The 23,226-nt window shown below is 72.7% G+C and carries 27 protein-coding genes; 14 read left to right on the top strand and 13 right to left on the bottom strand.

Annotated features, from left to right (window positions below; translation table 11 throughout):
- Positions 1-20: 20 nt before the first annotated feature.
- Complete coding sequence (locus ACFVS9_RS18345) at positions 21-869, top strand: SDR family oxidoreductase (RefSeq protein ID WP_389933525.1); 849 nt, start codon at positions 21-23, stop codon at positions 867-869.
- Positions 870-881: 12 nt separating this feature from the next.
- On the opposite strand, the gene ACFVS9_RS18340 is transcribed toward ACFVS9_RS18345, so the two are convergent.
- A complete protein-coding gene (locus ACFVS9_RS18340) occupies positions 882-1,748 on the bottom strand; it encodes a helix-turn-helix domain-containing protein (protein WP_389933522.1) in 867 nt (288 codons plus the stop codon).
- A gap of 240 nt (positions 1,749-1,988) precedes the next feature.
- On the opposite strand from ACFVS9_RS18340, the gene ACFVS9_RS18335 reads away from it, so the two are divergent.
- The 6 genes from ACFVS9_RS18335 (at position 1,989) to ACFVS9_RS18310 (ending at position 7,853) form a co-directional block, all read left to right on the top strand.
- Positions 1,989-2,261, top strand: coding sequence for a carboxymuconolactone decarboxylase family protein (locus ACFVS9_RS18335; RefSeq protein WP_383117658.1), 273 nt, complete (start codon positions 1,989-1,991; stop codon positions 2,259-2,261).
- A gap of 69 nt (positions 2,262-2,330) precedes the next feature.
- Positions 2,331-2,750, top strand: coding sequence for a cupin domain-containing protein (locus ACFVS9_RS18330; protein ID WP_383117654.1), 420 nt, complete (start codon positions 2,331-2,333; stop codon positions 2,748-2,750).
- Between the two features lie 25 nt (positions 2,751-2,775).
- Positions 2,776-3,768 (top strand): zinc-binding alcohol dehydrogenase family protein, encoded by a 993-nt coding sequence (locus ACFVS9_RS18325; protein WP_389933519.1) that lies wholly within the window; start codon positions 2,776-2,778, stop codon positions 3,766-3,768.
- 215 nt (positions 3,769-3,983) lie between these two features.
- Positions 3,984-5,018 carry an alcohol dehydrogenase catalytic domain-containing protein gene (locus ACFVS9_RS18320; RefSeq protein ID WP_383117656.1) on the top strand — a complete coding sequence of 345 codons (1,035 nt, stop codon included), beginning with the start codon at positions 3,984-3,986 and terminating at the stop codon, positions 5,016-5,018.
- Between the two features lie 366 nt (positions 5,019-5,384).
- Positions 5,385-6,752, top strand: a complete 1,368-nt coding sequence (locus ACFVS9_RS18315; RefSeq protein WP_383117848.1) for a cation:dicarboxylate symporter family transporter — start codon at positions 5,385-5,387, stop codon at positions 6,750-6,752.
- Between the two features lie 228 nt (positions 6,753-6,980).
- Entirely contained in the window at positions 6,981-7,853 is an 873-nt protein-coding gene (locus ACFVS9_RS18310; RefSeq protein WP_389933516.1) for a PaaX family transcriptional regulator C-terminal domain-containing protein, read from the top strand.
- A gap of 25 nt (positions 7,854-7,878) precedes the next feature.
- Here the strand turns inward: ACFVS9_RS18310 and ACFVS9_RS18305 are convergent, their stop codons facing one another.
- Positions 7,879-8,271: a VOC family protein gene (locus ACFVS9_RS18305; protein WP_383117846.1), complete on the bottom strand. Its 393-nt coding sequence runs from the start codon at positions 8,269-8,271 to the stop codon at positions 7,879-7,881.
- The gene (locus ACFVS9_RS18300; protein WP_383117845.1) at positions 8,268-8,570 is read right to left on the bottom strand and encodes an ArsR/SmtB family transcription factor; all 303 of its coding nucleotides are present in this window, start codon (positions 8,568-8,570) and stop codon (positions 8,268-8,270) included. Before ACFVS9_RS18300 ends, ACFVS9_RS18305 begins: the two co-directional genes overlap by 4 nt.
- Before the next feature lie 245 nt (positions 8,571-8,815).
- On the opposite strand from ACFVS9_RS18300, the gene ACFVS9_RS18295 reads away from it, so the two are divergent.
- The gene (locus tag ACFVS9_RS18295; protein WP_383117844.1) at positions 8,816-9,175 is read left to right on the top strand and encodes a DUF6204 family protein; all 360 of its coding nucleotides are present in this window, start codon (positions 8,816-8,818) and stop codon (positions 9,173-9,175) included.
- 121 nt (positions 9,176-9,296) lie between these two features.
- Here ACFVS9_RS18295 and ACFVS9_RS18290 read toward each other — a convergent pair whose 3' ends face one another.
- Together ACFVS9_RS18290 and ACFVS9_RS18285 are read right to left on the bottom strand one after the other, a co-directional pair.
- Positions 9,297-9,626, bottom strand: coding sequence for a DUF6233 domain-containing protein (locus tag ACFVS9_RS18290; protein WP_389933511.1), 330 nt, complete (start codon positions 9,624-9,626; stop codon positions 9,297-9,299).
- Positions 9,627-9,628: 2 nt separating this feature from the next.
- Positions 9,629-9,982, bottom strand: coding sequence for a hypothetical protein (locus tag ACFVS9_RS18285; protein ID WP_383117842.1), 354 nt, complete (start codon positions 9,980-9,982; stop codon positions 9,629-9,631).
- Between the two features lie 361 nt (positions 9,983-10,343).
- On the opposite strand from ACFVS9_RS18285, the gene ACFVS9_RS18280 reads away from it, so the two are divergent.
- On the top strand, positions 10,344-10,541 hold the full coding sequence (locus ACFVS9_RS18280; RefSeq protein WP_389933509.1) for a hypothetical protein: 198 nt from the start codon (positions 10,344-10,346) through the stop codon (positions 10,539-10,541).
- A 205-nt stretch (positions 10,542-10,746) separates the two neighbouring features.
- On the opposite strand, the gene ACFVS9_RS18275 is transcribed toward ACFVS9_RS18280, so the two are convergent.
- Entirely contained in the window at positions 10,747-11,304 is a 558-nt protein-coding gene (locus ACFVS9_RS18275) for a pyridoxamine 5'-phosphate oxidase family protein (RefSeq protein WP_389933507.1), read from the bottom strand.
- Between the two features lie 75 nt (positions 11,305-11,379).
- The gene (locus ACFVS9_RS18270) at positions 11,380-12,477 is read right to left on the bottom strand and encodes a cation diffusion facilitator family transporter (protein WP_389933504.1); all 1,098 of its coding nucleotides are present in this window, start codon (positions 12,475-12,477) and stop codon (positions 11,380-11,382) included.
- A gap of 741 nt (positions 12,478-13,218) precedes the next feature.
- On the opposite strand from ACFVS9_RS18270, the gene ACFVS9_RS18265 reads away from it, so the two are divergent.
- Positions 13,219-14,016, top strand: coding sequence for an SDR family NAD(P)-dependent oxidoreductase (locus tag ACFVS9_RS18265; RefSeq protein WP_389933502.1), 798 nt, complete (start codon positions 13,219-13,221; stop codon positions 14,014-14,016).
- Positions 14,017-14,078: 62 nt separating this feature from the next.
- Here the strand turns inward: ACFVS9_RS18265 and ACFVS9_RS18260 are convergent, their stop codons facing one another.
- Positions 14,079-14,558 carry a diadenosine tetraphosphate hydrolase gene (locus ACFVS9_RS18260; protein WP_389933500.1) on the bottom strand — a complete coding sequence of 160 codons (480 nt, stop codon included), beginning with the start codon at positions 14,556-14,558 and terminating at the stop codon, positions 14,079-14,081.
- A 151-nt stretch (positions 14,559-14,709) separates the two neighbouring features.
- Between ACFVS9_RS18260 and ACFVS9_RS18255 the strand changes: the two genes are divergently transcribed.
- Positions 14,710-15,846, top strand: coding sequence for a winged helix DNA-binding domain-containing protein (locus ACFVS9_RS18255; RefSeq protein ID WP_389933497.1), 1,137 nt, complete (start codon positions 14,710-14,712; stop codon positions 15,844-15,846).
- A 448-nt stretch (positions 15,847-16,294) separates the two neighbouring features.
- On the opposite strand, the gene ACFVS9_RS18250 is transcribed toward ACFVS9_RS18255, so the two are convergent.
- Positions 16,295-16,669, bottom strand: a complete 375-nt coding sequence (locus ACFVS9_RS18250) for a DoxX family protein (protein ID WP_389933495.1) — start codon at positions 16,667-16,669, stop codon at positions 16,295-16,297.
- Between the two features lie 174 nt (positions 16,670-16,843).
- On the opposite strand from ACFVS9_RS18250, the gene ACFVS9_RS18245 reads away from it, so the two are divergent.
- A complete protein-coding gene (locus tag ACFVS9_RS18245; RefSeq protein WP_383117834.1) occupies positions 16,844-17,389 on the top strand; it encodes a DoxX family protein in 546 nt (181 codons plus the stop codon).
- Positions 17,390-17,516: 127 nt separating this feature from the next.
- Entirely contained in the window at positions 17,517-18,176 is a 660-nt protein-coding gene (locus ACFVS9_RS18240) for an alpha/beta hydrolase (RefSeq protein ID WP_389933491.1), read from the top strand.
- Between the two features lie 361 nt (positions 18,177-18,537).
- Here ACFVS9_RS18240 and ACFVS9_RS18235 read toward each other — a convergent pair whose 3' ends face one another.
- A complete protein-coding gene (locus ACFVS9_RS18235; RefSeq protein WP_389933488.1) occupies positions 18,538-19,341 on the bottom strand; it encodes a class I SAM-dependent methyltransferase in 804 nt (267 codons plus the stop codon).
- Positions 19,342-19,585: 244 nt separating this feature from the next.
- Here ACFVS9_RS18235 and ACFVS9_RS18230 point away from each other — a divergent pair, with 244 nt between their 5' ends.
- On the top strand, positions 19,586-20,212 hold the full coding sequence (locus ACFVS9_RS18230; RefSeq protein ID WP_383117831.1) for a hypothetical protein: 627 nt from the start codon (positions 19,586-19,588) through the stop codon (positions 20,210-20,212).
- Positions 20,213-20,315: 103 nt separating this feature from the next.
- Here the strand turns inward: ACFVS9_RS18230 and fabV are convergent, their stop codons facing one another.
- From fabV to ACFVS9_RS18215, 3 genes are all read right to left on the bottom strand, one after another.
- On the bottom strand, positions 20,316-21,530 hold the full coding sequence (gene fabV, locus ACFVS9_RS18225; protein ID WP_389933485.1) for an enoyl-[acyl-carrier-protein] reductase FabV: 1,215 nt from the start codon (positions 21,528-21,530) through the stop codon (positions 20,316-20,318).
- Between the two features lie 239 nt (positions 21,531-21,769).
- The gene (locus ACFVS9_RS18220) at positions 21,770-22,588 is read right to left on the bottom strand and encodes an SGNH/GDSL hydrolase family protein (protein WP_389933483.1); all 819 of its coding nucleotides are present in this window, start codon (positions 22,586-22,588) and stop codon (positions 21,770-21,772) included.
- Positions 22,575-23,144 carry a PadR family transcriptional regulator gene (locus ACFVS9_RS18215; RefSeq protein WP_389933481.1) on the bottom strand — a complete coding sequence of 190 codons (570 nt, stop codon included), beginning with the start codon at positions 23,142-23,144 and terminating at the stop codon, positions 22,575-22,577. The genes ACFVS9_RS18220 and ACFVS9_RS18215 overlap by 14 nt, the downstream gene beginning before the upstream one ends.
- Between the last annotated feature and the right edge of the window lie 82 nt (positions 23,145-23,226).

Here is a 23,226-nt window from a genome sequence, read left to right as displayed (position 1 = left end):
GACACCAGGAGGATCCCGACATGAACGACGCAGTGGAACGGCCCAGGGACGTGGCGGTCGTCATCGGCTCCGGAAGCATCGGCCTGGCCATCGCACGCCGCGTCGGGGCGGGCCGCACCGTGCTGCTCGCCGACCACAGCGACGAGGCGGCCACGGCCGCCGCCGAACGCCTGCGGGGCGAGGGCCACGAGGTCATCACCCGTGTCACGGACGTCTCCGACCACGCGGCCGTCGAGGCGCTGGCCGACGCAGCCGCCGCCCTGGGCCCCGTCGCACAGGTGGTGCACACCGCGGGCGTCTCACCCACCCAGGCACCGGTCGAGCGCATCCTGCACGTCGACCTCCTCGGCACCGCGATGGTCCTCGACGCCTTCGCCCGTGTCGTCGCCCCCGGAGGGGCCGGTCTGGTCGTCGCCAGCATGGCCGGGCACCGGGAGAGCCCGTACGCCCCGGAGACCGAGCGGGCCCTCGCCACGGTCCGCACCGACGAGCTGCTGGCCCTGCCGTTTCTCCAGCCCGGCCGGATCGGTTCCACGGTCCACGCCTACGCACTGTCCAAGCGGGCCAACTCGCTGCGGGTGCAGACCGCCGCCGCCGCGTGGGGCAAGCGCGGCGCCCGCCTCAACGCGGTCAGTCCCGGCGTCATCATCACACCGCTGGCCCGGGACGAACTGTCCGGGCCCCGCAGCGACTGGTTCGACCACGTGCGCGAGGTGTCGGCGGCCGGCCGCTTCGGCACGCCCGACGAGGTGGCGGAAGCGGCCGCCTTCCCCCTGGGCCGGCAGGCCGACTTCATCACGGGCGCCGACCTGCTCATGGACGGTGGGGTCACCTCCGCCCTGCGCACGGGTGAACTGACCACCCCCTGAACCGCTGCGCCCTCACTCGGACGGAGTATCCGCGAGGTGCCGGCCGGCTGCCCAGGACGCCAGGACGCGCAGTCCGTCGTGGGTGGGGGAGCCGGCCTCGGCGGTCCAGACGACCAGTTGCTGGTCCGGATCGGTGCTGGCGGTCAGGGTGTCCCAGTCCAGGGAGAGCTCGCCGGCGACCGGGTGGTGGAGGACCTTCGTGCCGACGCTCAGCGTCGCCACGTGGTGCGCGGCCCACCACTGGCGGAAGTCCGCGTCCTGGACCGAGAGCTCACCGACCAGGGCGGTCAGCCGGGGGTCGTCCGGATACTTGGCCGCCTCCATGCGCAATTGCGCGACACTGGTGCGGGCGACGCCTTTCCAGTCGGCGTACAGCGTGCGCATCGCGGGGTCGGTGAACAGGATGCGCACGTAATTGCGGTGCTTTTCCGGAACGGCTGAGAAATCGGTGACCAATGCCGACGCGAGCGGATTCCAGGCGATGACGTCCATTCTGCGGCCCATCACGACGGCGGGCGTCGCCGTGAGATCGTCCAGAACCCTGCGCAATTGCGGCTGAACCCTCTGCCGGGTGCGGCGACGGGGCCTGGAGGTCTCCTTCCCCGCGAGACCGAAGAGATAGCGCCGCTGGTCGCCGTCGAGGAGCAGTGCCTGGGCGACCGCCTCCAGCACGGGTGCCGACGCGGGCATGCGGCCCTGCTCCAGCCTGGTGTAGTAGTCCGTGGAGATCGCCGCGAGCCGGGCCACCTCCTCCCTGCGCAGGCCGGAGACCCGGCGGTGGCCGGAGCTGTCGGGAAGGCCCGCGGCCCGGGGGCTGAGCTCGGCCCTGCGTGCTTTGAGGAACTCGCCCAGCTCGTTGAGATGCGGTGTCGGACTCATGCCCCCAGTGTGACAGCGGGCGCGCTTCCTGTGAGGGGGAGGAATCCCTCCCAGGATGTTCTCCTCCCAGGACGAAAATCTCCTCTGCACAGTGCTCCGCAAGGGTGCGACGCTGGGCAGCAGACAGGAAGAAGAGATCCAGGAATTCGGTCGACCGGCCGAAGCGCGGAACCGGAGGAATTCATCGTGACGGAAAAGGAATCGCCCGCGCAGAAGGCGCTGGGAGACGTGGCGCCGAAGATGGCGGAGCTCACCGACGAGGTCCTCTTCGGCGACGTGTGGAAGCGCCCGGGGCTCTCCCCGCGGGACCGCAGCCTGGTCACGGTGGCGGCGCTGGCCGCCCTGTACCGGGGTGAGCAGCTCACCTTCCACCTGGGGCTGGCCCTGGACAACGGGCTGAGCCGCGACGAGCTGGCCGAGGCGCTGACCCACCTCGCCTTCTACGCGGGCTGGCCCAACGCCATGGACGCGCTGGGCCGCCTCAAGCAGACCGCCACCCCGCCGGGGCACTGAGGCCGGGACCCGGACGACCGTGCGCCGCGCACGGCGCACCCCTGGCCGAGACGAGAGGAACAGCGAGAGATGAAGTTCGTGACACAGCAGGCCACGGCGAAGGGGCCGGAGGACTGGTTCAGCGGAGACGTGTGGTTCGACGCCCTGTACGCCGGCACCGAACCCTCCCGGATGCGGGCCAACATGGTCCGCTTCTCCCCGGGAGCGCACACCGCCTGGCACCACCACGCGGTGGGCCAGACCCTGCACGTGGTGGCCGGTACCGCCCTGATCGGCACCCGTGACGGCACCGTGCTGGAAGCCCTCCCCGGTGAGACGGTCACCTGCCCGCCCGGCGAGGAGCACTGGCACGGCGCCACGGGGGACCGCTTCATGGAGCACCTGGCGCTGTGGGAGGCCCCCGCTCCCGGCGACGACCGCCCCGAGACCACGTGGCTGGAGAAGGTCACCGAGGAGCAGTACGCCGCCGCGCGCACCCGCAGCCGCTGAACCCGCACACGAAGGGAGACCCCTCATGCCCGCCACGATGACCGCCCTGTCCGGCGGCAGCGGCCCTGACTGGACACCGCGTCAGGTCCCCGTACCGGAACCACGCCCCGGACAGGTGGTGGTGCGTGCCCGCGCGGTGGCGCTCAACCACGCGGACGCCGTGATGCTGGCCGCGGCCGATCCCACGGCCTGCGGCACGGGTGAGGAGTACCGGGCCGGCTTCGAGTTCGCCGGTGAGGTCACGGCCGTCGGTGAAGGGGCCGGCGCGCCCGCTGTCGGCAGTCGCGTGATGGGCACCGCACCGGGCAGCTTCGCCCAGTACGTGGCGGCCGATCACCGGCACGTCGTACGCGTCCCCGACGTGCTGGGCGACGAGGAGGCGTGTGCCCTGCCGACCGGGCTGCTCACCGAGTACGGGGCCCTCGCCGTGGCCGGTTTCCGGGCGGGACAGTCGGTGCTGATCACCGGCGCCACCTCGGGCATCGGGCTGATCGGTGTGCGGATCGCCCGTGCCCTGGGTGCCGCGTCCGTCATCGCCACCACCCGTGACCAGGCCAGGGCGGGCCTCCTCCAGGACGCGGGAGCCCACACCGTCGTCGTCACGGGCGACGGCGGGCAGGACATGACCCGGACGGTGCTCGCCGCCACCGGCGGTCAGGGTGTCCACGTCGCCCTCGACCACGTCGGCGGCCGGACCTTCGCGGGCTGTCTGCCCGCCACCCGCACCGACGGCGCCGTCGTCAGCGTCGGCCGCCTCGACCGGGCCGCCTCCACCGTCGACCTGGACGCACTGGCCCACCGTCATCTGCGCCTGTACGGCGTGTCCTTCGGCTTCACGCGGGCCGCGGAGCTCGGCGGCGTCCTCGCGGCGGCCGCCGAGCAACTGCTGCCCGCGGTCGCCGAGGGGCGTGTGCGGCCCCTGATCGACGCCGCGTTCTCCTTCGACACCGCGGCCGAGGCCGCGGCCCGGCTCCGTGGCCACCAGGGGCGCGGAAAGATCATCCTCAGGGTGCCCTGACCCCCGTGCGCCTCTCCGGTACCGGACGGCGGAGCGCTCGCCGGTCCCGGAAGCCGGGGTCCGCCCGGGAGCGACCGGCGGCCACGCGCTCCCACGCGTCCCGCACCGAGACGCCCTCCGGCACCCGGCACCGAGCGGTTCCCGTACCCGCCGTCCGTGCGCGCCACAGCGGACGGGCACCAGCATCCAACCCGACAAGAAAGCGAGTTGTCCCCATGCGGGCCACCTTCATGTACGAAGCGGGCGACGTCCGCGTCCAGGACGCCCCCGACCCGGTCATCGAGCGGCCGACCGACGCCGTCGTGCGCGTCGTCCGCTCCTGCGTCTGCGGCAGCGACCTGCACCCGTTCCACACGATGGACGCCGCCGACGGACCCGTGCCCATGGGCCACGAGTTCCTCGGCACCGTCGAGGAGCTCGGCTCCGAGGTCTCCGGTCTGAAGCGGGGTGACCTGGTGGTCGCACCGTTCGCCTTCGCCGACAACACCTGTGAGTTCTGCCGCGAGGGCCTGCACACGTCCTGCCCCAACGGCGGCTTCTTCGCCGCAGGGGTCGGCGGTGCCCAGGCCGAAGCCGTCCGCGTCCCCCAGGCGCAGGGCACCCTGGTCAAGCTCCCCAAGGACGCCGGTACCGCGCTGCTGCCGTCCCTGCTCACCCTGGCGGACGTCTACGGCACCGGCTATCACGCCGCCCACCAGGCACGCGTGCGTCCCGGTGACTCCGTCACCGTCATCGGCGACGGTGCCGTCGGACTGCTCGCCGTCCTCTCGGCCAGGCAGCTCGGCGCGGAACGCGTCATCCTCATGGGCCGGCACAGGGCCCGCACCGACCTGGGCCGTTTCTTCGGCGCCACCGACGTGATCGCCGAACGCGGCGAGGAGGGCATCGCGAAGGTCCGCGACCTGACCGGCGGACACGGTACCCGCGCGGTGCTGGAAGCCGTCGGGCACATGCCCGCCTACGAGATGGCCCTCGGTGCCGTACGGCCCGGCGGAGTGATCAGCCGCGTCGGAGTCCCCCAGTACGAGGACGCCCCCGTCGGCTTCGGCAGCCTCTTCGGCCCCAACGTCACCCTCACCGGTGGCCCCGCGCCGGTTCGCGCGTACATCGAGGAACTGCTCCCCGCCGTCCTGGACGGCACCGTCGAACCGGGCCGGGTCTTCGACCGCACCGTGCCCCTGGAGCAGACGCCCGAGGGATACCGGGCCATGGACCGGCGCGAGGCGCTCAAGGTCCTCGTCACCCCCTGACCGGAAGCGGCGGGCCCGGCGGACCACGCCGCCCGGAACCCGCGGGCGGCACCGCGTCATCCAGCGGCGCCGCCCGCGGGTTCCTCGTGTCCCGGCCCGTGTGCCGAGAGGGCCACGGGGCCGCCGGCGGAACGCGGCGGGACCCCGCCCCGAGGGCCGGGGCGGGACCCGGCCAGGCGGGCACCACCCGGTCACCGGGCCTGCGGCGGCAGCCGAATGACCACCCGCGGCGGCTTGTTGTAGATACCGCCAAAGTAGATCTCCGCCTTCGCAGGCATCTTCCACTGAACAGAACGAGCGGTCATAGTGGCGGGCAGCCGACGGAAGAATGTTTCCGTATCGTGGAAAGTTCATTGGAGAGTGCTCATGCCGGACGCCAGCCCGTCACTGGCCCGACGTACCGCCCGTTTCCTCCGCACCTCACTGTTCGCGCAAGTCGCTCTCGCCCTCGTGCTGGGAGTCGTCGTCGGACGGCTCTGGCCGCAGCTGGGATCCTCCGTACAGCCCCTCGGCGACGGTTTCGTCCGGCTGATCAAAGCCATGATCGCGCCGCTGGTGTTCTGCGTGGTGATCGCGGGCATCGCCAAGGCCGGAGACCTGAAGGCCTTCGGCCGCATCGGCATCAAGGCGCTCATCTGGTTCGAGGTCGCCACGACCCTCGCCCTCGCCGCGGGCCTCCTGGCGGGCAACCTGGTCCAACCGGGCAGCGGGATGAACGTCGACCCGGCGTCGCTGGACGCGTCCGCCGTGGACGAGAAGACCGGCGGCGGCTCGCTGCCCTCCACCTCGGAGTTCATCCTCCACTCGCTCCCGGACAGCGCCGTCGGCGCCTTCGCGGAGAACTCCCTGCTCCAGGTACTCGTCCTCGCCTGTCTGGTGGGCGCGGCCCTGCTGCACCTGGGCCAGTCCAAGGTGCCGGCCGTCCTCCCCGCCATCGAACAGGTCCAGGAGGTCGTCTTCGCCGTCGTCGGCTTCATCATGCGGCTGGCTCCCCTGGCGGTGTTCGGTGCCACCGCCCACCTGGTGGGGGAGTACGGTCTCGGCGCGCTCTCGACGTACGGCAAGCTCATCGCGGTCTGCTACGCCGTGGCACTCGTGTTCCTCGTCCTCCTCGGCGTGGCCCTGAAGGCGTTCACGGGCGTCAGCCTGTGGAAGTTCGTCCGCTACACGCGCGAGGAGATGCTGCTCGCCCTGGGTACCGCCTCCAGCGAGGCGGTGATGCCGCGCATGATGCAGAAGCTCCGGCAGGCCGGCTGCCGCGAGGACGCCGTCGGACTCGTCCTTCCGACCGGGTACTCCTTCAATCTCGACGGCGCGTCGATCTACCTGTCCGTCGGCACCCTCTTCATCGCCCAGGCCGTCGGGGTCGACCTGACGCTCGGGCAGCAGATCACCGTCGTCGTCGTGCTGATGCTGACGAGCAAGGGGATGGCCGGTGTGCCCGGTTCGGCCTTCCTCGCCCTCTCCGCCACCGCGTCCGCGCTCGGGGTGATCCCCGCAGGCGCGGTGGCGCTCCTCCTCGGGGTGGACCGCATCATGGACACGATGCGTGTGGCGACCAACCTCCTGGGGAACTGCGTCGCCGTCATCGTGGTGTCCACGTGGGAGGGCGCCCTCGACAAGGACCGGATGCGCAAGGTCCTCGACGGGGAGATCGCCTTCCGGCCCGAGGCCGAGCCCTCCGCCGAGCCCGGCGCGGACACCCCGGCGGTGAAGCAGCCGGCCGGTACCTGAGGCCCTTGGTGAGCACTCCCGGGCGGGCGCGACGGGCTGCGCGGCCCTCCGGATTCCGGTCCCTCGGGCCCGGCGGCCCGCGCCGCCCGGCGGCCCCGCGCACCCGCGCGACGCGCGCCCGGCGCACGCTCCCGCAGGAGGCGGACTCCCCGGCCGGGCCGCTCACGGGATCCCCTACGCTGGGGGATTCGTGAACGGCTCGGCTACGGGGACGACGATGGTGCGGACATGACGGCGGCAACCCCGTCCAGGACCCCCGGCGCGGCGCACCGCGACACCCGTCACGGTCCACTGATCACGACCCTCTTCGGACTGTACGCGCGCGGTGAGGCGAACTGGCTCTCCGTGGCGTCCCTGGTCAGGCTCATGTCCGACCTCGGTGTGGAGGCCCCCGCCGTGCGGTCCTCGGTGTCCCGTATGAAGCGCCGGGGGATCCTGGACGGCGTGCGTCACGAGGGAAGGGCGGGATACTCCCTCGCAGACTCCACGCTGGGCACCCTCGCCGAAGGCGACGTACGGATCTTCGAGCGCGCCCGGGCCACGGCCGAGGACGGCTGGATCCTCGTCGTCTTCTCCGTACCCGAGACCGAGCGGGGCAAGCGGCACGAACTCCGGACGATCCTGACACGGCTCGGGTTCGGCACCGCCGCGCCGGGAGTCTGGATCGCCCCGGGAAACCTGGCCACGGAAGCGCGGCGCACGCTGGAACGCCGTGAACTCTCCGGTTACGCCGACATCTTCCGCGCCGACCACCTCGCCTTCGGCGACCTCCGGGCCAAGGTCAGCACCTGGTGGGACCTCGACGAACTCGCCGCGCTGTACACGGACTTCCTGCGCCGCTACGGTCCGCCCGCCGATCCCTCCTCCTGGCTCCGGGCCACTCCGGGGGAGGCCTTCCGGGCCTACGTCCCCATGCTCACCGAGTGGCGCAGGCTGCCGTACCGGGACCCGGGCATCCCCCTCGCGCTGCTCCCGCCCGACTGGAACGGGAGCACCGCGGGTGCGCTCTTCGACACGCTGGACGGCATCCTGGGCGAGCGCGCACGCGAACACGCCCTGGCGGTCATCCACGGCGACACCCCGCGCCGGTCCGGGCGGTGAGCCGAGGGGAGCGGTCCGGACCCCCCTACCGCGGCGGTGTCGCGATCTGGATGAGGTTGCCGCAGGTGTCGTCGAAGACGGCGGTCGTGACGGGGCCCATCTCCAGCGGCTCCTGGGTGAAGCGGACCCCGAGGGCGCGCAGGCGCTCGTACTCCGCCTTGACGTCGTCCACGGCGAACTGCGCGAGCGGGATGCCGTCCTTGACGAGCGTGTCGCGGTAGGTGGCGACGATCGGGTGACCGGCGGGTTCCAGGAGGAGTTCGGTGCCGCCCGGTTCCTCGGCGGAGACGACGGTCAGCCAGCGGTCCTTCTCGCCCACCGGGACGTCGTGCTTCTTCTCGAAGCCGAGGATCTCGGTGTAGAAGCGCAGGGCCTTGGCCTGGTCGTCGACGAAGACGCTGGTCAGACGGATCTTCATGGGGTGCTCTCCTCGGGTCCGGATGCATCGGGTGCGGGCCATCGCTCGGTGATCCGCCGCAGCGGGGCCGTGTTCAGGTCGTGGAACTTGTAGCGGCCCTCCCGCCTGGTCTCGACGAGTCCGGCGGCCTCCAGTACGGCGAGGTGCTGGGAGACCGCCTGGCGCGAGATGCCGAGCTGATGCCTCATGCTCAGCCGCGCGCAGATCTCGAACAGGGTCTGTCCGGACTTCTCCGCGAGCTCGTCGAGAATGGTGCGGCGGGTGGGGTCGGCCAAGGCTCTGAAAAGTTCGTCGGCCACGACCCTACGATAGGCAAGCGCCCACTTGCCTATCAAGTCGGCCCGTGTCGCGCCCGCGGTGCCCTCTCCACTCCGGGGGAGTGGACGCCGCGCCCCGGACGTACCGGGACCGGCGCGTCCGGCGCGGTGGGGTGACCGCGCCGTGCCCTGCCTCCGCCCGTCCGTGCGGCAGGGGCCGTTCCCCGCCCCGCGCTCCGCCGGAAATGCGGTGGAGCCGCTGTGGTCGTGCTGGCTAGGGTCGCGGGATGAGTACTCGTACCTTCCGTATCACGGTCCGCGGTGTCTTCGACGGGCTCGATGCCGGTCAGCGGGCCGAACTCCTGGCCCGCGCCGCGGAGCACGACGTCCTGCACGCCGCCTTCACCCCTGAGGGGCACCTCAGTTACGACGTGGCCGCCCGTCCGGCCTTCACCTTCCGTTTCCAGGATTCCGGGGACGAGGAGGAGGACATCCTGGAAGCGGCCGAGCGCGCCGAGGGCGCGGCGAGGGCCTGGCTGACGGAACGCGGCTACGGATACAAGAACCTCAGGAGCAGTGCCGAGGACCTCTCCCAGGCGCCCCTCGGCAAACGCCGGCGACGGGCCGCGGCGCAGGAGGGCGTCTGATCCTCCCGGCGTGCACGCGCCCTCACGTGCCCCCTCGGCCCTCCCGTGGGCGTGCCACCCGCTCCCGCGCCCGGGTGCGCCACCCCGGCGTACCCGCCCGCGTGGAGGGCGGGGCCCCGTCTCACCGCAGTCCGGTCTGCGGATTGCAGATCTGGCAGGCGTCGATGCCGGGCTCGGCGAGCGCGATGACGGCTTCCTCGCGGCTCAACAGCGCTGAGCCGTTCCTGTACAGCGAGCAGCTTCCCCGGTGCAGCAGGGCGTTCGCACTGGAGCGCTGCGGCTGGACCTTCCACGACTGTGCGACCCGCGCCTGCTCCCGCCGGTGCCGGTCCCGCCGTTCCTCGGCCTCGAGTTCCCGGATCCGGTGGTCGGCGTACCGGAGTTGCCAGGCGAGGTACTCGCGCGTCGCCCGCCACTTCTCGAGCCGGGATATCCCGCCGGACCCGCGCACGGCTACGGCGCCCCGTCCCCGTGTGCCGTCTCATGGGCGTGCTTGAGCGCCATGCGGCAGGCGACGGTGTCGCTCCTGTCCACCGTCGTCCAGTACGGATGGGTGGACACGGTGATGCTGAGATCGAGCACCTGCTTCCGGAGCCGTGCCAGCTCGGCACGCTGCTCGGGGGTGTGGCCGGGGCTGTCCGCCTTCTCGGGCCGGTAGTCGCTGTGCACCTGTTTCTCGGCGCGCCATCCGGCCATCGGCTCGGCTGACCAGGGAAGGCGCGCCGCGCAGTGCTCCAGGGCCGAGCGGGTCCGGTGGAGGGCGATCTGGGCGTCGCGGAGGTCTTGGGGGAAGTCGTACGTCGGCACCTCTGGATAGTACGTCTGTTCGATTTAGTTGTGCGAGTCGCGCGCCGGACGGCATGCGAACGGATGGCAGGTTTCGTGCGATCGGCAGACGCGGTGCGATCGGACCGGCAGGAACCGGGGGTGCGTCGTCAAGGCGTCACGCGCCCGGGACGGCGCCGATGCCGGTGGAGCGGCCGACCGCGGCGGTGTCCGGGGCGGCCCGCTGTGACCCGTGGTCCCGGCCGTTCTTCGCCCGGGTGAAGAACGGTCAGCGGCTCCATCCGCGATGTGACGCAAAGGATCACCGGCGAGCGGCATCCAGGCGCCTGCTCCTGGGTGTCAGGGCCGTATTCAGCCACCCGCACAAGGTGTGCCAGGCGCCATGAACGCCCCGCCGCCCGCCCTCGTGCGGACAGCGCCCGGCCCCGACACCTTCGCCCCGGACCGCCGGGGCCCCGGGTGCGCCGCCGCCATGCGCGCGTCCTTTCTCGCGTTCGGTGACGGACGCCGTAAACGCCTCGGTGAGGACTTCGCCCGGGCCGGACTCCACATCGTCCTGGCGTCCTTGCCGCGGACATGACCATGCCTGGAACTCGCCTCGCCCCCGCCCCGCCCGTAAGCGGGCGTCACCGTGAAAGCCGACCGGCTCGCGTTGGCCTTCTCCCGCACGACGGCCGCCCCGGCACCGGACGGCTGACGGACTCCCGCCCCCTCCGGCCCCGAGCGGCGAGCCGGAGGGGGCGGGCCGCCGCCCTCCTGTGCGCGGTTGTAGGGGCCGCCCGGTGTCAGAACGTCCAGCGCGTGTGGCTGTAGACCCCGTCGTCGCGGCCGAAGCCGTACGCCGTCGCCGGAGCCACCGCGAACACCGCCACGTCACCCCTCCGGAAGGCGTCGCCGATCCCGTGGAAGGTGCCTTCGGGCGACGTGATGTGGGACCCGTACTTCGCCTCGTACGCCGCGATCACCTCCTCCAGTGCCGCCGGACCGGTCACCCGCTCCGCCTCGCCCTCGATCACCAGGTCCAGTCCCTCGGTGAGGGAGTTGTTCCCGGTGGTCAGCGCGCAGCGCCCGTCATGGGCGAGGTTTCTCGCCTTCTGCTCCCGCAGGCCGGTGGAGAAGTACACGGCTCCCGCGTGCCACACGGCGATCACCGGTGTGACGTGCGGCCGGCCGTCGGACCGCACCGTGGACACCCAGAAGATCTCGGCGCTCTCCAGGCGCTGCCGCGCCTCACCCCACTCGGTGGCTGTCACGTCCGCCGCACCCGGGCGGGTACCGGGCGCGGAGCTGTAGCGGGCGTCGAGCTCGGTCGTGGGCCGCTGCCCGGCTCCCTGTCCCTGCATGGTGGACCTCCTCGTCTTCCCCCGACGGCTGTTCTACCCCTCCGCATCATCGTCGTGGCGTGCTTCCCCCGGCCGTCAGGACACGGCCCCGGGCCGATTGCCGTGGTGCGCGAGGGCAGCGTGAGGATCGGCGCCGGCGGGCCCGTGGTCGGCGTGCACGGTCGCGGCGGTCAGCCGCGGAACGGCGTGGATCAGGGCGTGTTCGGCAGCGACCGCCAGTTCATGGGCCCGGACGACCGTCAGCCGGGCGTCGACGACGATGTCGACCTCGGCCCGCAGCGCGTGCCCGATCCACCGCATCCGTACCGGTCCGATGTCCCGTACCCCCTCCACCGCGCGCAGGGCCTCCTCGGCGGTGGTGACGAGAGCGGGGTCCACGGAGTCCATCAGCCGCCGGTAGACCTCGCGGGCCGCGTCCTTGAGCACGAACAGGATCGCGACGGTGATGAGCAGCCCGACGACCGGGTCCGCGGCCCGCCACCCGAGCGCCGCGCCTCCGGAACCGAGGAGCACGGCGAGGGAGGTGAAGCCGTCGGTGCGGGCGTGCAGTCCGTCGGCGACGAGGGCGGCGGAACCGATCTTCTTCCCGGTGCGGATGCGGTAGCGCGCGACCCACTCGTTGCCGGCGAATCCGGTCAGGGCGGCGGCCGAGACCGCCCACAGATGGGTGATGTCCCGGGGATCGAGCAGGCGGTCGACAGCCACCCAGGCGGCGAGTACGGCGGAGGCGCCGATGGTGGCCACGATCAGGATGCCCGCGAGGTCTTCGGCGCGGCCGTAGCCGTAGGTGTAGCGGCGGTTCGGCGGCCTGCGCCCCAGCAGGAACGCCGTGCCCAGCGGGATGGCGGTCAGGGCGTCGGCGGCGTTGTGGACGGTGTCGCCGAGCAGTGCCACCGATCCGGACAGGGCGACGATCACGGCCTGTACGACGGTGGCCACCCCCAGGACGGCCAGGGAGATCCACAAGGTGCGCATGCCCTCGCGGGACGTCTCCAACGCCGGATCGATCTTGTCCGCGGCCTCGTGGCTGTGCGGAGTGAACAGATGGGCGAGCCGGTGACGCAGCCGGTTCGGTCGGGAACCGGTGGACCCGTGCCGGTGCTCGCCGTCCGGGCGGGCGGGTCCGTGCTCGTGGTGGTGGCCGTGTGTGTGGACGTGCTGATTCCCCTCCATGCCCGCCACGGTGGCACACGGAACCCATTGCGGCTATGGCCGTCATACCCTCGGTGACCAGGTGCGATGGGCTCGCAACAGCGCTCGGCGGGCAGCACGCCGGCGCCGTCCGGCCGGGCCGCGACCCGAGCACAGCATGAGTGGCCGTCACACCTCGTACGAGGGGGTCCGCCGGGCCGGGGTGCGCCGGCGGACCGGTGCTGCCGCGCGAGCTCCCGGACCGACGCGATGTTCCCTTCGGACAGAAGTCCGAAAAGGCACAAGGCCTCCTCGCGGGCGACAGCGCTCACCTCCCGGAGCCGGGGCACCGTCCTCAGGGCGCCCGGACCGGCGAGCTGATGCCGGACGCACGGAGACCCCGGCCGCTCCCGTGGGACGGCGGCGGCTCAGGCGCCCGGCGTCGGCGGGGCGGTCCCGTACCGCGCCGTCGTCCCCGGCTCGGGCTCGTCGGCCGTTTCGCCCGCGCGGCGTACACGAAGGAGTTCCTGTGCCGATCGCCCACTGCCTGATGATCAGCGGGACCGCCCGGCGGGCTCGGCCGTGTCCGCCGGCCGTCGCCCCTCGCCGACGCGCGGCCGCGCCCGGACCGAGGAACACGCCGACGCGCGGCAGCGCCCGGACCGAGGAACATGGAGGGCACGGCCTGCGCGGCGGAGCCCCTTCCGCCCGGGCCCGGCAAGGAGCCCGGCGCGCCGGGACTCGGCCCCGGTCGTGTCCCGGCCCTACGGAACGGAGCAGTCCGTGAGCGGTCCAGCCTCTCCCCGGCCCCTGGTTCTGGTGACCGGAGCCTCCTCCGGCATCGGCTACGAGCTGGCCCTGCTGTTCGCCGTCAACGGCTTCGACCTGGTGGCGACCGGACGCAGCGGAAAGATCGACGCAGCGGCCAGGGGCCTCGCCCGGTACGGCGGTGACGTCGTTCCCGTACGCGCGGACCTCGCCCGCGCCGACGGCGTCGAGGCGGTGTGGCGTGCGGTGGAGCGGACCGGCCGCCCCCTCGACGCGGCGGTGCTGAACGCCGGACGGAGCATCGGCGGGTCCTTCCTCGCCACCGATCTCGACGACGAACTCCGCCTGATCGACCTGAACGTCACCTCCGTGGTCCACCTGGCCAAGTACGTCGCCCGGCACATGGCGGCCGGCCGGCGGGGCCGGATCCTGATCACCTCCTCCCTCTCCGCGACCCTGCCCACGCCGTACGAGACGGTCTACGGGCCCTCCCGCGCCTTCACCCGCATGTTCGCGCTCGGTTTGCGCGAAGAACTCAAGGAGTACGGCGTCAGCGTCACCGCGCTCCTGCCGGGCGCGACCGACAGCGACTTTCACGCCCGCGCCGGCATGAACGACACGGCGTTCGGCCCCGGCATGAGGAAGAACAGCCGCAAGGACGTCGCACGACAGGGCTTCCTCGCCCTGATGAAGGGGCAGGCCGAAGTCGTCGGAGGCGACGCGGCCACCCGGCGCTCCGCGCTGAGGAACCGCTTCCTGCCCGAGACGCTGAAGGCCGCACGGCACGCACGGATGGCCAGGCCCCGCAGCTGAACAGCCAGTCGGCACACGGGCCGTGCCCTCGCCCGCCCGTACTCCGACAGCCGTGGTCGCGCTCAGGCCGACGCGCCGAGCCGGTCGAGTTCGCCGCCGATCGCCTCCCGTACGGCGTCATGGCGGGCCGCCAGGGCGTACCGCTCGTCCGACCAGTTCGTACGGGGATACAGCCAGACGGGACGCTGCACCAGACCGGCGGGTTCCCAGGCGAAGCGGGGCCACACATGGGCGTGCAGGAACGCGTCCGCGTTGCCCAGGATCTCCAGGTTCACCCTGCGGAACGCCGGGTCGACGCGGCGGCAGGCGTTCTCCACCGCTTCACCCAGCATGTCCATGTCGGAGAGGAACGCCAGCCTCTTCTCCGCCGGGAGTTCGGACAGCCGCCGCACCCGGGGGTCGTCCACCAGGAGCACCGAGTAGCCCGGCAGGAACTGCACGTCTCCGATCACCGCGAAGCCCGCCCGCAACCTGCGCATCACCGCAGGGTTCTCCCCGCGCAGAGCGCTTCCGATCCGGTCCGTCCGCCATCCGTCCACCATGGGCGAAACCTACGCTCCGGCGCGTGCTCTTCAGCACGTAGGACCGGAACCCGCAGCCACCGGGGGCAGTTCACACGGCAGGTGTCCCCGACCGGCCCACGCGCGGGGACTGCTGCCCGGCACGATGCGTGAGGTGGCATGATCTGCCGCCATGGCTCTCACCGCACGGCAGCTCGTCCTGGCCACCCTGGACCGTCAGTTCCTGCTCGAACGCAGGCGCATCGGCGTGACGGAGGCGGTGCGCCAGGTCTGCGCCCTACAGGCCCAGACGCCCGCGTCGCCGTACCTGGCCCTGTGGAACCGCGTACAGGACTTCGCTCCCCAGGACCTCGACGCGGCGTTCGCGGACGGCCGGATCGTGAAGGCGACCCTCATGCGGATCACGCTGCACGCCGTTCACGCCGAGGACCACGCGTCCTACCGTGCCGCCATGCTGAGCACTCTGCGGGCGTCCCGGCTCTACGACCGCCGCTTCACCGCGACGGGACTGTCTCCCGCCGACGCCGACGACCTGTTGCCGGAGCTCGCCCGCTTCCTGGCCCGGCCCCGCACCGGTGCCGAGGTGGAGAGCGAACTCACGGAGCGGTTCGGTGAGCACGCCCACCGTCTGTGGTGGGCGCTGCGCACCTACGCGCCGGTGCGCCATGTGCCGACCGGCGGCCCGTGGTCGTTCACCTCCCGGAACGCCTACCAGGACACCGCGGTGCCCACGGACGCGTCGCAGGAGGCGGAAGCCGGGGTCCAGCGGCTCCTGCTCGCTCATCTCCGGGCGTTCGGCCCCGCGTCGGCCCAGGACTTCGCCCGCTTCACCCTGCTGACGCGCACCGCGATCACCAAGGCCCTGCACGGGCTGGCCGACCGGGTGGTGCGGGTGACGGGCCCCGGCCGCGCCGCCCTGTACGACCTGGCGGACGCCACCGTGCCCGCCGAGGACACCCCGGCTCCGCCCAGGCTGCTGCCGATGTGGGACAGCACCCTGCTGGCCCACGCCGTCCCCGGCCGGGTCATGCCGGCGGACCACCGGCCGCTGGTCGTGAGACGCAACGGCGACATGCTGCCGTGTCTGCTCGTCGACGGGCAGGTCGCCGGAGTGTGGCGCGCGGTCGGCGGCGGACTGGAACTGACCGCCTTCCACAAGCTCGGCAAGACTGCCTGGAAGGGCCTGGCCGAGGAGGCCGGGAAACTGTCGGTGCTGCTCGCCGACCGCGATCCCGCCGTCTACGGACGCTACGGGCACTGGTGGGACAAGGGGATCTCCGGCGCCGAGAGCATGATCGTCAAGGCCTGACCGCGCCACCGGTGCCCGCCTCGCGACCCCTCGGAGCGGCCCGGCCGGAACCCCGGCGCCCGGCCGGAACCCCGGCGCCCGGCCGGAACCCCGGCGCCTGGCCGGCGCCGGGCGGATCCCCGCGCCGTGGACCGCCCGGCCGCTGCCGCGCGGGACGTCCGTCGCGGTGACACTCCCCTCGCTCCCGTCGCCGGTGGAAGCGAAGTTCCTGGTCACCGTCATGATGCCGGCGAACCCGGTCTCGACGGCATCCGCCGTACCCGGGGCCCGCCGGGGCCGTCGGTGGGACGCGGTGGGTGAGCACCCCGGAACCCGCTGTCGGCCCGGGAACCCCGGTACTCGATCCGGCCCCGCACACGGTCCGTGGCGGCCGGGTTTCCGGCGGCCCCTTCCGAGGACGGCTGCCGGGGTGTCGCGAACCCCCGGCGGGACGCACTCGCTCCCGTGCTCAGCCGGCCGTGGGCCGGCCCGCCTGGCGGGCCCACAGGTAGAGCGGCACCTGGAGGGGGAGCCGGCCGTAGGCCAGTGCCCTGGCCGATGCGGGGCGGGTCCGCCAGTCGTACGCCATCTTCACGTTCGCCGGGAAGACGCCGACGAAGAAGAGCGCGGTGGCCTGCGCGCTGCGGCGGCGGGTCCGTGGCACGGCGAGACCCGCCGCGAGTGCCAGCTCCACGACGCCGCTGGCCCGGGTCCAGGCCCTGGGGCTGCCGGGGAGGACACGCGGGACGATCGCGTCGAACGGCTTCGGGGCGGCGAAGTGTGTGACCCCGGACGCGGCCAGGAAGCCGGCGAGCAGCAGGGATGAGCGCGGGACGCGTGCCATGGGGGCTCCAGGAGCTCGGACGACGGTGCGGGACACGAACGTTACTCCAGAGTAAGAAAGCTGGCCGGGAATCCCGTGAGCCGGAGGGGACGGCCAGATTCTTGAAGTTTCACGCATCGGTTAGGCTCGGGGTCACGCTTGAAAGTTCAAGTTCACCGAAGGGATCCGTGCCGTATGACTTCCGTCCTGACCCGCACCACCGCCTCTTCCACCGGCGTCTCCGAAGGCACCTCACCTCACGCCTACGACGCGGGCCTGCTGCTCGTCCGGGTCGTTCTCGGGCTGACCGTGGCCGCACACGGTGCGCAGAAGCTGTTCGGCTGGTTCGGGGGCGGGGGTCTCGAGGGCACGGGGCAGTTCTTCGCCATGAGCGGATACCCCTCCGGGCGGACGATGGCCCTGATCGCCGGCCTCAGCGAGACGCTCGGCGGGATCGGCCTCGTGCTCGGACTGCTGACGCCGCTGGCCGGTGCCGCCGTCCTCGGCACCATGATCAACGCGCTGGCCGTCAAGTGGGGCGGCGGATTCTTCGCCCCCGCAGGTGTGGAGTACGAGCTGCTGCTGCTCGCGGGGGCCGCCGGACTGGCGCTCACCGGGCCCGGCCGGCTCGCCGTGGACCGCTTCCTGCCCGGCCTGCGGGCGCACCGCCTGGTCTACGGCCTGGCATCCGTACTGCTCGCGGTGGTGCTCGCCGGTCTCGTCCTGCTGATCCGCGCGTGACCGCCACCGGCTTCCACGCCCTGTGCCCACGCCGGGCCGGGCGGTTCGTCGAGTGCCGCCCGTCGCGGTCCGGGGAAAGGACCGGAATCATGAACGCCACCGTCCGCGGAATTCCGGGGCGCACGTCATGAGCGGATTCGGCACCCCCGTCGTCGTGACCCGCGGAGACGCGGAGAGCCCGCTGGTCGTGCTGCTGCACGGCCGGGGTTCGCACGAGGGGGACATCATCGGGCTGGCCGACGCCCTGCCCGGCTCTCTCTCCTACGCGGCGGTGCGGGCCCCGATCGCGGAGAACGGGGGCTTCGCCTGGTTCGCCAACCGGGGGATCGGGCGCCCGGTTCCGCAGTCGCTCCGCGCCACCATGGACTGGTTCCGGGAGTGGCTGGACGGTGTGGCCCCGCAGGGCCGCCAGGTCTTCCTCGTGGGCTTCAGCGGCGGAGCCGCTTTCGCTGGGGGGCTGCTGCTGGACGAACCCGCCCGCTACTCGGGCGCGGCCGTCCTCTACGGCACGCTTCCCTTCGAAGCGGGGGTGCCCACCGGGGCCGGGCGGCTCGCCGGAGTGCCCGTCTTCGTGGCTCACGGGACACGCGACCGGGTCATCCCCCGTGAACTCCTCGACAGGACCTGGCGGTACCTGACGGCCGACTCGGGAGCGGCGGCGCTCGCACGCCTCGATCCGGTGGGCCACGGCATCGCTCCCGCAGCGCTGGACGCCCTCGCGGCCTGGCTCGGCGGCGAGAGGCCCCCCGGTCCTCAGTCCCCGCCCCGGGTCACCCCGGAGCGGTGAGCCGGCCCCGCGCGGAAAGGGTGCGTGGGTGCGGGGTCTCCCGCTCCTCGTGCCGCAGCCCTGCGGGGAAGTCCGCCACGACAGCGGCCGGCGGTGCGTGCCGGGCGAGGCCCGCCATGGCCCCCGGCGGCCCCGTCGGAGGCCGCGCCCGTCGGCGTACGCGCGGATCGGTGCGCCCCCGCACCGCCCGTTCGCCCGCGCACCGGTCCGGGAGCATCCGGTTCACCGGGCAGCGGCACGTGTGCGCCTGACGGCGCGTCCGGTGCCGGTGCCGGATCGACCGGCGCCCTCGTCGGCGGGGGAGTCCGGTCAGCCTGTCGAGGAGTGAGCCCGTACGCGCGTCCTCACCGCGTCGTGCCGGCTAGGGGCGGCGTCCCCAGGCGGAGACCAGGGGAGCCGTCGCCAGGTCGAGTCGGCCGGTGGCGACGTTCGACAGGTGACGGTCGATGTCCTCGTCGGTCGCGATCCCCTCGGCCACGAGGCGGCCCCTGATCTGCCGGACGGTCGCCGCTTCGAGGACGGTGCAGGCCGGCGAGGCGATCGGGAAGAAGGCGTCGGCCTCCACGCCGCGCAGCCCGGCTTCGCGCAGCAGCCGCGGCAGGGTGCGACCGTACGCCAGATCGGCACCTCGGGCCGCCATGAGCTCACGGAACCCGGAGCGCAGGCGGTTGGCCAGACGCTGCTCGGCGCCCGACTCGTCCGGGCACAGCAAGGGCTGGAGTCCCGGATCGGCGTCCTCCAGGAGGAGAACGCCGCCCGGTCGCAGCGCCTGGACCATGCGGCGCAGTGCCTCCGCCCGGTCGACGACGTGCACGAGGACAAGCCGTGCGTGCACCAGGTCGAAGCCGCCCGGCGGAGGCGGATCCGCCGCGACGTCATGGCGCAGCACCTCGACGACATCGGAGGCGGCGTCCCGGGCCCAGGAGACGTCGATGTCGGTGCAGACCACCCGCCCCGCTGTCCCCACCCGCTCGGCGAGTCCCACGGGAACGGAAGGGCCGCCCGCCCCCACCTCCCAGCACCGCATGCCCTCCGCGATGCCGATCCTGTCGATGTGCCGGAACGTCACGGGATCGAACAGCTCGGCCAGCGCGCCGAACCGGACACCCGCCTCCGACTGCTGGTTGTCGAGCAGATAGCCGCGGTCCGTGCCGTGTTCGGTCATGTCGTGCCCCTCCGTCCCTCTCCGCCCGGACCAGGTGGCCCGCCGTGTCCGCCACGTCCTTCGATCATGAGCGGCCCCCGACGGCTTCGGGGGTCCGGACGACCGTACGCCCGGACGGGTTCCGCCGGGACGGGGGAGGGGCGGCTCGGTATCAGGACGCCGGATCGACGACAGGAGTACGTGTCGGTCGACCGGATGACAGTTTTCCTTGTCGTGGTCCGCACTTGGCAGGTAGGTTTGTCGCATGGACGATGTGACAGCGATTCCTACCCCCGGCAAGGACGACGAGACCTTCTGGGCCACCGTCATGACCCCGGTGGACCCCGCCTGGAACGAACCCACCAGGGACGACGCGTTCTCCATGGACGACAGGGTGCTCGACGCGGTCCGCGCGCTGGCCGAACGGCTCTCCACCCGCGCCGAGGCCTACCGTGCCGCCGGCCGGTCCTTCGATCCCGCGCTCATGGCTGCACCGGATGTGCAACTGGCCCTGCTGCGGGCGCTGTACGAGGCCAGGCAGTCCGTCGACCGGCTGGCCGAGAGCGCCGCCACCGTCGCCGGTCGCGGCGGGGCCAGCTACACACAGCTGGGTGCGGCGTGGGGCGGGATCAAGCGTCAGTCCGCCCGCCTCAAGTGGCCCCACGCGGTGGCCAGGAGGACGGCCGGTCAGTCCCTTCCGCTTCAGTACGCGGGAGGGTCGGCGGTCATCCACCACGATCCGGACGCCGACGCCTGGTGGTACACGGCCACCGCCGCTGACCAGCGGGAAGAGGAGTCCGAGGCCGTCCACGGCACCTCCACCGAAGCCATCGCGCGGGCGACCGAGTACCTCCTGGCACACGCCCTGCCCGCCAGGGGGGCCTCGGCCTGAACCCGGCGCCGGGCCGGCCGCCGACACCGCCGCTCCTCCCGGAGCTCGCCGGTGCGTGAGGAGGTGTGCGAGGAGGTGCGGCGGCCTCCGGTGTGCCGGTGCGTCAGGCGGTGTGGACAGGCCAGGGGACGTCCGTCTCGACCGGAGCCGCGTAGTCGACACCGGGCACGGCGAAGCCGTAGAGCTGCCTCACCTGCGTGGTGAACCAGTCGAGGTCGGCGAGGCCGGCGATGGTCCCGGTGGTGGCGCTCCGCCAGCGCTCGGCGACCGCGTCCTGGACCGCGGGGCTCAGCTCCCAGGTGTCGAGGCGCACCCGGCCCTCGTCGTCCAGGTCCAGCGGTGCCCGGCCGGTGAGCTGGTCCCAGAGGAGGGTGAGCTGCGCGACGGGAGGGACCATCCCGTCGCCGAGGACGCTCCGCAGGAGTCCGACGTACAGGGCGATCCCGGGGATGGCGGTGCTCGACTGGGTGACGGCCGCCCCGTTGACAGAAGTGAGCGCGCGCCCGCCGACCTCCTTCGCGAGCCGGTCGTCCAGATCACGGGCGGTCCGCTCCAGATGCGCCTTGGCCGCACCGATCGTGCCCTGCCGGTACATGGCGCCGGTCAGGGGAGAGCCGATGTACGACAGGGCCACCGTGGTGAAGCCCCCGGCCAGCAGATCGCGGGCGCAGAGGTGATCGATCCAGCGCGCCCAGTCCGCCCCGCCCATGACGGCGACCGTCTGCTCGGTGTCGTCGCCCGCGGCCGGACCGGTCTCGACGGTCCTGATCTCCGGTGCGCCCCCGTCGTCGAACACGAGGGTCTTGGTGCGGTGCGCCTCGCCGATCGGCTTGAGCACCGAGGAGTAGGTGACACCGGTGTCGGGATCGGTGCGGCGCGGGGCCGCGACGGAGTACACGAGGTGGTCGAGCTTCCCCGAGAACCTCTCGCGCACCAGGCCGGCGACCTCCTCCTTCACGGCGTCCGAGAACGCGTCGCCGTTGACGAACACGAAGTCCCGCCCGTGGTCCCGGGCGAGGTCGGCGGTGGCCGCGGTCCGGTACCAGCCGGCCGTCGCGGTACGGCGCCCGGGAGCCTTCTCGAAGGACACCCCGATGCCCCGGATCCCGGCACGGGCCAGCCCCGCGACCGTGGCCGCCAGCCCGTACCCGGCGGAAGAGCCGATCACCAGCGCGACCGGCGCGTCCTTGCCGGGGGCGGCGGGCCCCGGGGCGGGGACGGCGTCCCACATGCCGCGCACGGCGCGTTCGCAGCCCACCGGATGGGAGTCGAGGAAGAGGAATCCGCGCGAGCGGGAGCTGACGATACGTTCGGTCATGAGGTCGTGTCCTTACCCGGTCCATGTGTCCACGGACGCGGGTACCGCAGGAGACGCCGCGTCCCGGCCAGTCTGCTCGCGCGGGCGCCGGAGAGGGTGCCCCGACCCGAACAGTGTCGGCGCGCCGGACTTGGAGGGAGTCCACCACTGGAGCAGGGCGGGGCCGTGCGTGCCGGCCGGTCGGCTGGGCCGTCCGGCTCATCGTCCGCCCGGGCCTCCGGTCGGCGCGCGCCCCGTCCTCACGGGGACTCCCGCTGTCCGGTGTCCGGACTGCCCGGCCCGGCGGCGGCCACCGGCAGGAGCCGGGGGCGTTTCGCGACGCGCCCGTCCCCGGAGGACCGCGCCCGCAGGCGGCGTACGAGCCAGGGGCCGAGGAAGGTTCCGGCCCAGCGCAGTTCGGCCACCGCGGTCTGCCGGGCCGTGGGAGCGTTCCGCGGTGGCAGGGGGAGTGTCCAGGAAGCATCGCTCCCCGGCAGTGCGACGGCCTGGGCGAGGGCCGCCGCGATCCTTTCGTGGCCGAGGGGGCTCGCGTGCAGCCGGTCCGCGCTCCACAGCCGTGGATCGGTGGTGACGGCGTGCCGGCCGGTTTCGGCGACCGTGACGCCGTGGCGGGCGGCCGCGGCGCGGATCCGGGTGTTGAGGGCGAACACACGCGACCTGACCGGCCGGGCGAGGGGCACGATCCTCCCCACGTCGGGGAAGGTCAGCGTGACCACACGGGCCCCCGCCGACGTGAGCGCGGCGAACATCACCTCCAGGTGTCCTGCCACCTCCTCGGCGTCGAAGCGCGGCCGGAGCAGGTCGTTGACCCCGGAGACCACGGTGGCCAGGTCGGGCCGCAGCGCCAGGGCGGGCCCCAGCTGTTCGGCCCGGACCTGCGCGGTGACACGGCCCCGTACGGCCAGGTTGGCGTACCCGAGCCCCGGGTGGACGGCCGCGAGGTGCTCGGCGAAGCGGTCGGCGAAGCCCCGCAGGCCGATGACGTCGTCCCCGTCACCGAGGCCTTCGGTCTGGCTGTCGCCCAGGGCGACGTAGCGCAGGTACTCACTGTTCGGCATCTGCGGACTGCCTCTCCCTGAGCACGGCCGCGATCCTCAGGCACCAGTCGTGGTGCTCCCGCTCGAAGGCCAGGCCGCGCAGACAGGTGAGGTACGGGCCGATCCGCTCGCCCCGCCGGAGGAACTCGTCCTCGTCCGCGTCGCCCCGCAACTGCCGCAGCAGCTTGCCCAGAAGCTCGGCCTTTGCGGCGGCCGCCGACGCCCGCTCCTCGAGCTGCCCGATGACGGCGGCCGTCCCGACACGGTCGGCGACCTGCACCTTGACCAGCAGGTCATCGCGGATGAACGAGGGTTTCGGGACGGCCGCGGCGAAGGTCTCCAGCTCGGCGCGGCCCGCGTCGGTGACCTGGAAGAGGCGTTTGTTGGGCCGGGTCTCCTGGACCACCTGCCGCCCCTCGACCAGACCTTCCCTCTCCAGCTTGGCCAGCTCGGCGTACAGCTGCTGAGGCAGCGCGTGCCAGAAGTTCGCCACGCCGATGTCGAACGCCTTCGCCAGCTGGTAACCGCTGTACTCCCCGTCCAGCAGCGCCGCCAGCACCGCATGCCGCAAGGCCATCGAGGCAGCCCCTTCCCATTCCCCGTCCGTCATCGCATCATACTCAAGAAAGTGAATAGTCAGATCCTTGAGTAAGGGGAGA

It is taken from the genome of Streptomyces sp. NPDC058008 (genome assembly GCF_042886395.1).
GTDB lineage: Bacteria > Actinomycetota > Actinomycetes > Streptomycetales > Streptomycetaceae > Streptomyces.
The sequence above is the reverse complement of the archived record's forward strand: the minus strand, read 5'-3'. Positions and strand labels throughout refer to the sequence as shown.